Origin of the sequence: Anoxybacillus sp. J5B_2022 (assembly GCF_026847645.1) — a bacterium.
Lineage (GTDB): Bacteria > Bacillota > Bacilli > Bacillales > Anoxybacillaceae > Anoxybacteroides.
The window spans coordinates 1-10,705 of the sequence record NZ_JAPSMC010000080.1; the positions used below are offsets into that span (position 1 = coordinate 1).

General features: G+C 39.8%; 8 protein-coding genes, 1 tRNA gene and 1 pseudogene. All 10 read left to right on the forward strand.

The window, feature by feature from the left end; all coding sequences use genetic code 11:
• A partial coding sequence (locus tag M4I42_RS15290; RefSeq protein WP_268852946.1) for a hypothetical protein occupies window positions 1–444 on the forward strand: 444 nt, incomplete at its 5' end.
• An 869-nt stretch (window positions 445–1,313) separates the two neighbouring features.
• Window positions 1,314–1,387, forward strand: a tRNA-Gly gene (locus M4I42_RS15295).
• A gap of 153 nt (window positions 1,388–1,540) precedes the next feature.
• A complete protein-coding gene (gene queG / locus M4I42_RS15300; protein ID WP_268852947.1) occupies window positions 1,541–2,686 on the forward strand; it encodes a tRNA epoxyqueuosine(34) reductase QueG in 1,146 nt (381 codons plus the stop codon).
• 45 nt (window positions 2,687–2,731) lie between these two features.
• The gene (locus M4I42_RS15305) at window positions 2,732–3,598 is read left to right on the forward strand and encodes an amidase domain-containing protein (protein ID WP_268852948.1); all 867 of its coding nucleotides are present in this window, start codon (window positions 2,732–2,734) and stop codon (window positions 3,596–3,598) included.
• A 42-nt stretch (window positions 3,599–3,640) separates the two neighbouring features.
• Window positions 3,641–4,114: a tRNA (uridine(34)/cytosine(34)/5-carboxymethylaminomethyluridine(34)-2'-O)-methyltransferase TrmL gene (gene trmL / locus M4I42_RS15310; RefSeq protein ID WP_268852949.1), complete on the forward strand. Its 474-nt coding sequence runs from the start codon at window positions 3,641–3,643 to the stop codon at window positions 4,112–4,114.
• A 306-nt stretch (window positions 4,115–4,420) separates the two neighbouring features.
• The gene (locus tag M4I42_RS15315; protein ID WP_268852950.1) at window positions 4,421–6,316 is read left to right on the forward strand and encodes a PrkA family serine protein kinase; all 1,896 of its coding nucleotides are present in this window, start codon (window positions 4,421–4,423) and stop codon (window positions 6,314–6,316) included.
• Between the two features lie 147 nt (window positions 6,317–6,463).
• Entirely contained in the window at window positions 6,464–8,140 is a 1,677-nt protein-coding gene (locus tag M4I42_RS15320) for an RNA-binding domain-containing protein (protein ID WP_268852951.1), read from the forward strand.
• A gap of 115 nt (window positions 8,141–8,255) precedes the next feature.
• Window positions 8,256–8,387: pseudogene (locus M4I42_RS15325) on the forward strand (hypothetical protein); the annotation flags it as partial.
• A gap of 525 nt (window positions 8,388–8,912) precedes the next feature.
• A complete protein-coding gene (gene yhbH, locus M4I42_RS15330) occupies window positions 8,913–10,073 on the forward strand; it encodes a sporulation protein YhbH (protein WP_268852952.1) in 1,161 nt (386 codons plus the stop codon).
• 113 nt (window positions 10,074–10,186) lie between these two features.
• Window positions 10,187–10,591 (forward strand): CDI toxin immunity protein, encoded by a 405-nt coding sequence (locus M4I42_RS15335; RefSeq protein WP_268852953.1) that lies wholly within the window; start codon window positions 10,187–10,189, stop codon window positions 10,589–10,591.
• The last annotated feature ends 114 nt before the right edge of the window (window positions 10,592–10,705 follow it).

A 10,705-nucleotide genomic window follows, 5' to 3' on the forward strand; every position in this document is an offset into this window, starting at 1 on the left:
AAGGAAACAAAAAAGTACGAAGTTTACGTTGTGGAGTTCGAGTCATTGGGCAAATTCGTTGTAAAAAACCCAAAGTTTTATGAAGAAAAGGTTAAGATAAATAACGAAACTTCTGAGGCAGAGAATTATTCTGTTGTAAAGTTTGAAAATCAAGCAACTGGAAATAAGAGTCAGTGTGAATGTTTCCAAGAAGACATATTAAGCGATTTAAAGAGTGATGTAGAAAAAATAAAAAACAATCAAATTTATGGAACTAATTTTTATTCTAATTGGATGAAACTTATTTTTGAAAAGGGAAAAAAATATAATCTGATTATGAATGGAATAAATGTAATTGGTACATTTATAGGGCAAGACACTTTTAGGAAGAATACCTTTTATTTTATTGTAAACGGGGAAAAAGTAAGAGCAGATGGCTTATTCTATAAGGGATATAGGCTCTAATATCTGTTGCAATCAGTGGAAAGAGACAGGCAATACTTTTGTAGGGAATGGGTTAAGTAAATTGAAATTCCTATTTTCACCTTATCCCTTTAATTCTAAAAACTTATATGTATACATCAAAAATAAACGGCAACTTGTTCCTTAGGTAAAAATAACTGCTCCCTAACACGAGTGAAAATTGGGCTAAATCTCCAGTTTACCTCGTGTTTTTCTGTTTTCTGTGAAGAATAAATCAGGTATAAGGCAGGAATTAAGCGTGAAAAAACGATGAGAAAAAGTTGACGTTGACAAGGGGGGTATAAATCAAGGTTTTAAAGAAAAAATGAGCGAAGAAAAGAGCGGAACAAGGCAGGAGAAAAAGCAAGAAGAAAAGCATTTATTTTAAAAGTAATAAATTTTGTGGCAGAAAAAAAGCAAGAAAAAAGTATTGACCTAACATGAGATAAATTATATAATATCTTTCGTCAGTACAAAAACTCGTGTCGTATTCGGTAATGATGGATAAAAGGGTCAGGAGATAAGAAGAACCCTTGATATAAAAGACTTTTTCAGTAACTGAGTGGAATGCACGATTTCATAATCGACTCAAAATCGTGTTCCCGTGAGGGAGTGTGGGTTCGACTCCCACCATCGGCACCATTTTCATTTAACAGGGAATACCTGTTTTTTATTTTAATTTTTTCTCGACAAAATTTGACCTTTTTTGCAAGAACGTGGGTGTAGTTTAGTGGTAAAACCTCAGCCACGAGCGACACAACGGTGAATTTGCTACGAGTTGCCTCGACGCACCAATCATCTTCGAATAAGCGGGTAGAGGAAGAGGCATGGAAGGTGCGTGAAAAAAACAATATAAAAGAGTAAGTAAGTGTGCGGGTGTAGTTTAGTGGTAAAACCTCAGCCTTCCAAGCTGATGTCGTGGGTTCGATTCCCATCACCCGCTCCATTGTACATACATAGGGGACAACGCAGTGTTTCGTTTCTTAGGGAGAACGGGGCATTGCGTTTTTTGTTTTTCCTGAATATTCAAATGATTTCCATTTTTTATTTCTTGCTTTTTCTGCTACGGTCACATATTTTAGCGAAAGGAGGGTATGTGATGGATGTAATTCAATTAAAGAAAGAAATTATTGCATATAGCCAAGAGATCGGCATTGATAAAATTGGTTTTGCGAGTGCGGATCCGTTTGTGGAATTGAAAGAACGACTTCTTCAGCAACAACAACTAGGTTATCAATCGGGGTTTGAAGAACCGGATATAGAAAAGCGCACGAATCCTTCGTTGCTTTTGCCAGGGGCGAAATCGTTGATCGCGATTGCGCTTGCCTATCCGTCTAAAATAAAAAACGCACCGAGAAGCACAAAGGAAGCACGTAGAGGAATTTTTTGCCGCGCCTCATGGGGAAGAGATTACCACGATATTTTGCGGGAACGATTAAAAAAACTAGAAGATTTTATTTTAGCAAAAGTTCCAAACGCCAAAGTGAAGTCGATGGTAGATACCGGCGAATTAGCTGATCGGGCGGTTGCTGTACGAGCTGGGATCGGCTGGAGCGGAAAAAATTGTGCCGTGATTACACCGGAATTTGGCTCGTATGTTTATTTAGGTGAAATGATTACGACCATTCCGTTTCCACCGGATGTACCGGTAGAAGATCGGTGCGGGACGTGTACGAAATGTATCGAGGCATGTCCGACCGGAGCTCTCGTCCAAGGAGGACAACTAAATGCGCAGCGTTGCATTGCATTTTTGACGCAAACGAAAGGATTTTTGGCCGATGAGTTTCGGGATAAAATTGGGAATCGGCTATATGGCTGTGATACGTGCCAAATGGTGTGCCCCGCGAATAAAGGAAAAGATTTTCATGTCCATCCGGAAATGGAACCGGATCCAGAAGTCGTCAAACCGTTGTTGAAACCATTGCTTCATGTATCGAATCGCGAGTTTAAAGAAACGTTTGGTTCGCTTTCCGGTTCGTGGCGCGGAAAAAAACCGATTCAACGAAACGCCATTTTAGCGCTAGCGCATTATAAAGACCGAACTGCTATCCCAGATTTAGTACAGCTGTTAAAAGAAGACAGCCGACCGGTGATTCGTGGGACAGCTGCATGGGCGTTAGGCAAAATTGGTGATGACAGCGTCATTCCAGTGTTGGAACAGGCGCAACAGAGCGAAAAAGAGGAAGAAGTATTGCGAGAAATCGAAAAAGGGTTACAAATGTTGTATGCGCAAAGGAAAAAATGATTCGTTCACCACATAATGTAATAAAAAAGAAAAGTGGTGGGCGATGTGAAGAAACAGCTAGAAGCACTGCTGGAAAAACGGGCGCGGCTTTTCGTGTCAACAAAGAGATGCCAAGAAGATCCGATCATTGAGAAAAAACGCCAACTGCTGCAAAAACGCGAGGCGGAAATGGTGAAATGCGTGCTAAAAGGACAAGTGCTTCGCAAACAACGAATTGACGAATGGACTGACGTTGATTACATGGTGCATTATCAATTTTTAATCAAACAGCACGGATGGATGTATATGGAGGAACAAGTAGAGCAAAGGCGGGCACGCTTTGAGCGAGACCATTTGACGGAAGACAAACAAATCAAGGTGGTCAACGCATTTACAGAAAACACGCGTATGGATCGAGAAACGAAAAAAGAGGAAGCAATCCATTACGTCTATGACCGTATGAAGGCGGTAAAGTATGCAGAAACGTGGTGGAACAGTTACCATCCGGCGTTTCCTAAATTTGATGTCGATTGCACGAATTTCGTTTCCCAATGTTTATATGCAGGCGGCATTCCGATGACGGGATATCCTAACCGCCAAAAAGGTTGGTGGATGAAGAACAAAAGCTGGAGCTATAGTTGGGCGGTTGCTCATGCCTTTCGCTGGTATTTAAGTGGTGAACATCCAGGGTTACAGGCGATGGAAGTTTCAGCTCCAGAACAGCTGATGTTAGGCGATGTGATTTGTTATGATTTTGAAGGGGATGGGCGGTTTAACCATTCAACAATTGTCGTGGAGAAAGATCGGCAAGGAATGCCGTTAGTCAATGCCCATACGACCAATAGCCGCATGCGGTATTGGTCATACGAAGATTCAAGCGCCTATACGCCGAATATTCAATATAAATTTTTTCATATTGTTGATAAGAGATAGTATAATAAAACGGAGAACAATGACAACTTGAGGTGAATGAATGTGGCTTTACACGTAGTATTGTATCAACCAGAAATTCCGGCGAATACGGGAAACATTGCCCGCACGTGCGCGGCGACGGATACGGCGTTGCATTTAATTCGCCCGCTAGGATTTTCGACAGATGATAAAATGTTAAAACGGGCGGGATTGGATTATTGGGAATATGTCAATATTTTTTATTATGACTCGCTACAAGAACTGTTTGACAAATATACAGATGCGGAGTTTTACTTTATTACGAAGTTTGGCCAAAAATATTATGATTCCTTTGATTACAGTGATCCGCAAAAGGATTATTTCTTTGTATTCGGACGCGAAACGAGCGGACTTCCGAAAGAACTGATTGAAAATAATATGGAGCGTTGTTTGCGGATCCCGATGAACGATAAAGTGCGTTCGCTCAATTTATCCAATACGGCGGCAATTTTAGTATACGAAGCGCTGCGGCAACAACGATTTAAAGGTTTATATTGATAAAAAAACGACCTTCGTTTGGGAGGTCGTTTTTTTATCGGTTAATTTTTTACACCAGGCTTGTCATTATAGCCAGCAGTAAAAATAGCCGTTAAAAAGGCAACAATCACGCCGAGCACAAGCAATGTTCTCATTATACTTTTCCTCCTTAAGAAATAGTTAATCCCTTTTTTTATTATAGCCGATGTGACAAGCAATGTTTAGAGGGGAACGGCAATTTTTTATTTCGAAGCGAATGATCACGGACATCCTTGCATACATTGTAATAATCTTTCAGTTAGACATCAAGGATGGGGAGGTTCTTGAATGGATATTTTAAAGAAAATTGCGAAATACCGGGAGGAAGAGCAACGGTTAAAGTGGGAAGGAACCTTCGCTGAGTATTTAGAAATTTTAAAAGAAAAGCCATGGGTTGCCCAGTCCGCTCATTCGCGTGTCTATAATATGATTAAAGATGCAGGGGTAGAAGAAGTTAATGAAAAAAAACGGTACAATTTTTTTAGCGGACAATTGTTTGGCCTAGAGGAGGCGCTAGAGCGGTTAGTTGAGGAATATTTCCATCCGGCAGCGAAGCGTCTTGATGTCCGAAAACGGATTTTGCTGTTGATGGGGCCAGTAGGTGGCGGAAAATCGACACTCGTGACGATGTTAAAGAGAGGGCTAGAGGCTTATTCGTTGACCGATCGTGGAGCGGTGTATGCGATTAAAGGCTGCCCGATGCACGAGGATCCGTTGCATCTGATTCCGCATCATTTACGCGATGATTTTTATAAAGAATATGGCATTCGCATTGAAGGGGAGCTTTCGCCGTTGAATATGATGCGTTTGGAAAAAGAATACAGTGGGCGGATTGAAGATGTCATGGTTGAGCGCATTTTCTTTTCCGAAAATAAGCGGGTCGGGATTGGCACATTCAGCCCATCTGACCCGAAATCGCAGGACATTGCTGATTTGACGGGAAGTATTGATTTTTCAACGATCGCTCAATACGGTTCGGAATCCGATCCGCGCGCTTACCGGTTTGACGGAGAGTTGAACAAGGCCAATCGCGGGATTATGGAATTTCAAGAAATGTTAAAATGCGATGAGAAATTTTTATGGCATTTGCTTTCGCTGACGCAAGAAGGGAATTTTAAAGCGGGGAGATTTGCGCTTATTAGTGCCGATGAATTGATTGTCGCACATACAAATGAAACAGAGTATCGTTCATTTATTGCGAATAAAAAGAATGAAGCGCTTCATTCGCGAATTATTGTGATGCCGATCCCGTATAATCTGAAAGTGTCGGAAGAAGAGCGAATTTATGAAAAAATGATTCGGGAAAGTGATGTGGCCGATGTCCATATTGCCCCACATACGCTTCGGGTGGCGGCGATGTTTACGATTTTGACAAGGTTAAAGGAACCGAAGCGTTCTGACATTGACTTAGTGAAAAAAATGCGTCTATATGATGGGGAAGCAGTAGAAGGGTTTAGCGAAGTAGATGTGGAGGAGTTGAAAAAAGAGTATCCGGATGAAGGGATGAGCGGCATTGATCCGCGTTATGTCATTAACCGCATTTCATCGTGTATTATTCGCAAAGAAGTTCCGTCCATTAATGCGCTTGATGTGCTTCGTTCGCTAAAAGAAGGACTTGATCAACATCCATCCATTTCGAATGAGGATCGTGAGCGGTATTTAAACTTCATTTCGTTAGCCCGGAAAGAATACGATGAAATCGCGAAAAAAGAAGTGCAAAAAGCGTTTGTCTACTCTTATGAAGAATCAGCGAAAACGTTAATGGATAATTATTTGGATAACGTGGAAGCGTATTGCAATAAAACGAAGTTGCGCGATCCGTTAACAGGGGAAGAAATGAGTCCAGATGAAAAGCTCATGCGTTCCATTGAAGAGCAAATCGGCATTTCAGAAAACGCGAAAAAGGCGTTTCGTGAAGAAATTTTAATTCGCATTTCGGCATATGCACGAAAAGGGCAGCGTTTTGATTATAATTCACATGAACGGCTGCGGGAAGCGATCCAGAAGAAATTGTTTGCGGATTTAAAGGACATTGTCAAAATTACGACGTCGACGAAAACGCCAGATGAGCAGCAATTAAAAAGAATTAACGAAGTCGTGGCACGGCTCATTGATGAATACGGGTACAATTCTACATCGGCGAACGAACTGCTTCGCTATGTGGGAAGTCTGCTCAACCGCTAGCATGCCTTTATACCGGGCATGCTTTTTATTTTTATAGTCAGACGGTATAGTTTTTTGATATGAAGTCATTTAAAAAGGATAAAATAACGCATATGTTGAATTATTAGCACTAAGAATTACACGCAATTAATAATCGCATTTGCGGAGGTGACGATATTGAATGAAATAGAACTAAAAAAATTATTGGATAAATTTAGAAGCCTCCCCTCCGAAAATGAATGGGTAGAGTTTAAAGAAGCCAAAAATAATTTTGGTTTTGATGATTTAGGTGAATACTTTTCAGCGTTAAGTAATGAGGCTAACTTAAAAAATCAGCCTTATGGGTGGCTTATTTTTGGAGTAAAAGATAAAAATAAAGAAATTGTTGGAACACAATACAGAGAAAATAGAGCCGATTTAGATAGCCTTAAACATGAGATATCGAGGCATACAAACGGTGGTCTGTCGTTTGTTGAGATTTATGAACTTTTTTATCCAGAGGGCAGGGTGATTATGTTTCAAATTCCCGCTGCGCCGAAAGGAATGCCAACATCTTGGAAAGGTCATTATTTTGGCCGAAATGGTGAGTCGAAGGTTCCACTCAGCATACAAGAAATCGAAAGTATTCGCAACCAACGTATGAAAGAAGATTGGTCGGCCGTGATTTGTCCCGGTGCTACGATTGATGACTTAGATAAAACGGCCATTGAGAAGGCAAGAGAAGAGTATAAAAAGAAAAATCCACGTTTAGCCGAAGATGTCGATAAATGGGATGATATAACGTTTCTGAATAAAGCAAGGGTAACGATTAACGGACAAATTACGAGAGCAGCCATTATATTGCTTGGTAAACCTGAATCCGAACACTTTTTGGCGCCGGCTGTTGCAAAAATGACATGGATTTTGAAAGACGAACATAATATTGAGAGGGATTATGAGCATTTTGGACCGCCATTTATTTTAAACACAAATGAACTTTTTGCAAAAATCCGCAATTTAAAATATCGCTATATGCCGGACCAAAGTTTGTTCCCAATTGAAGTGAATCAGTATGATCCTTACGTCATTCGTGAAGCGTTGCATAACTGTATTGCTCATCAAGATTACACTCTTCAAGGGCGAATTAATGTTGTTGAAAAACCAGAGGAATTAATTTTTACAAATCTCGGTGAGTTTATTCCTAAAACGATTGAGAATGTGATTGAACGTGATGCACCTCAAGAATATTATCGAAATCGCTTTTTAGCCGAAGCAATGGTCAATCTGAATATGATTGATACAATTGGTTCGGGAATTAAGAAAATGTTTTTAGAGCAACGAAAAAGATTTTTTCCAATGCCGGATTATGATTTAAGTGAACCGAATAAAGTAAAAGTGACCATTTACGGCAAAATATTGGATTATAACTATACTCGTATGCTTATCAGCCATACAGATCTCGATTTGAGTGTAGTGATTGCGTTAGATAAGGTGCAAAAAAAGCAACGCATCACACAAGAAGAAGCAAAAAAATTAAGGGCATTAAAATTAGTGGAAGGCAGATATCCAAACCTATATGTTTCCGCTAAAATCGCTGAAATTACAGGAGATAAAACTACCTATATTAAAAACAGGGCCTTTGATAAAGAGCATTATAAGCAACTGATTATCTCATTTTTGCGTCAGTATAAAGTGGCAAGTAGGAAAGATATTGATGATTTGTTGCTAGATAAACTATCTGATGCTCTCAATGAGAAACAGAAAAGAAAGTATATCGGCAATTTGCTTCAAGAAATGTCTAAAAAGGATAAAACTATTGTCAATCAAGGTTCTTCCCGCTATCCAAAATGGGTATTAACTAATTAGTTAAACTTAGTTTTAAATTAGTTATAGGGTTAGTTAATAAAATTAGTTATAAAAATTGCTCGAATATTGATTTTACGCGGTTTTTCCATTAACTAATTAGTTATAGAAATGGTTATATGTTAGTTATGAACGACTATGCGAAGCGATTCAGAAGAAATTGTTTGCGGATTTAAAGGACATTGTCAAAATTACAACGTCGACGAAAACGCCAGATGAGCAGCAATTAAAAAGAATTAACACGAGTGTTGATTATCCATTATTTTACTAAAAAACACAGAATCATATGGCTGAACACAAGCTTTTCTGCCTCTTCCCTCGAACAAGAACGCCGGCGGGCAAATGTAATTTGCCCGCAAAGCGTTCATTGTTCGAGGAGGGCATGCGTACAGCATGCCCAGTCGGCAAGCGAACCGCTTGCCGACTACGGCAGAAAAGCTAGGAATAGAGCGATGTCAACTGGTTTTTAATGGTTAATCAACACGCCTGAAGAATTAACGAAGTCGTCGCTCGTCACATTGACGAATACGGGTACAATTCTACATCGGCGAACGAACTGCTTCGCTATGTGGGAAGTTTGTTAAACCGCTAAGCATGCCTACAAGGCGTGCTTCTTCTCATTTTAGGCTTGTCCGGCGATTGAATTTTCCTAATTATTTGTCAATTATTTAAGTTTTTTGCATAGGATAGAGTAAACAACCGTTATTATTGTATGTAGTAGACGCCAACATCAGTATATGATGAAACTCGAAAAAAGTGATAAGGAGGGGAAACGATGAGTGGAAATTTTGTTGTGTCAAAAGAAGACTGGTCCCTCCATCGGAAAGGACATGATGATCAAAAAAGGCATCAGGAGAAAGTGAAAGAAGCGATTAAAAATAATTTAGCGGATTTAATCACGGAAGAAAGCATCATTATGTCTAATGGTCGCGATGTCATTAAAATTCCGATTCGTTCTTTAGATGAATATAAAATTCGGTATAACTACGATAAAAATAAGCATGTCGGCCAAGGAGATGGGGACAGTCAAGTAGGCGATGTCGTAGCCCGGGATGGCTCTAGTGATGGGCAGAAAGGACTAGGAACGGGGCAAGGTGCTGGCGACCAAGCCGGACATGATTATTACGAGGCCGAAGTGTCGTTAATGGAATTACAAGAAGCGCTGTTCAGCCAGCTTGAATTGCCGGATTTGAAGCGAAAAGAAATGGATCAAAACGTCGTTCAACATATTCAGTTTAACGATATTCGTCGCACAGGGTTGATGGGGAACATTGATAAAAAACGGACGATGATGACTGCGTTCAAGCGGAATGCGATGAACGGAAACCCGAGTTTCTATCCGATTTATCCGGAAGATTTAAAATTTAAAACGTGGAATGAAGTGGTAAAGCCGGATTCGAAAGCGGTTGTTTTGGCAATGATGGATACGAGCGGCTCGATGGGCTTATGGGAAAAATATATGGCGAGAAGCTTTTTCTTCTGGATGACCCGCTTTTTACGAACAAAGTACGAAACGGTTGACATTGTGTTTATCGCTCATCATACGGAAGCGAAAGTCGTGACAGAAGAAGAATTTTTCACAAAAGGAGAAAGCGGCGGCACGATTTGCTCTTCCGCCTATCGAAAAGCGCTCGAATTAATTGAAACGCAATATTCACCGTCTCGCTACAACATTTATCCATTTCATTTTTCGGATGGCGATAACCTTACATCGGATAATGCGCGCTGTGTGAAACTTGTCAACGAACTGATGAAAGTATCGAATATGTTCGGCTACGGAGAAGTCAATCAGTACAACCGCCATTCAACGCTTATGTCCGCATATAAAAACATTAAAGACGAAAAGTTTCGCTACTATATCCTTAAACAAAAGTCAGACGTCTTTCACGCGATGAAGACGTTTTTCCGAAAAGAAGAAAATAAAACGTTTGTGTAGCCCCTTGCTTCGTGTGAGGGGGTTTTTTGATTTCAGGACAAAGTTCGACATACTTATTTGGAATAATTTGTTATTATTAGGATTGGAAAATGTGAGTGTGAGGGGGGTTAAAGATGACGTTATTTGAAGAATGTATTAAGGCGATAGGTAATGAAAATTTGGAGATTTTATCTAATGAGTTAACTGAAAAATATTTTGATTGTTTGTGTGAATTATTCCCTATTTTACCATGGGGTAGAATAGATTGGGAAAAAGTATCTCAAAAGAAAAAAGTGGAGGATTTATCGGAAATCATTGATTGGTTACAAGAAATGGGTATTAATAATAAGAATGTTATTGTACTGTGGAATTATTCTTATAATCCTGGGATTCGGACTGAATTAGAACGAGTTTTAAATGTAATCGACGATGTGACAGCTGTAGGTTCGGATACATTTATTCTCTGCAAAGATGAAGGATATGTCATCGAATTTTTCCATGACGGCGAAGTGACCATAGGGATAATGGATAATTATTAAATATTAACACGAGTGTTGATTATCCATTATTTTACTAAAAAACACAGAATCATATGGCTGAACACAAGCTTTTCTGCCTCTTCCCTCGAACAAGAACGCCGGCGGGCAAATGTA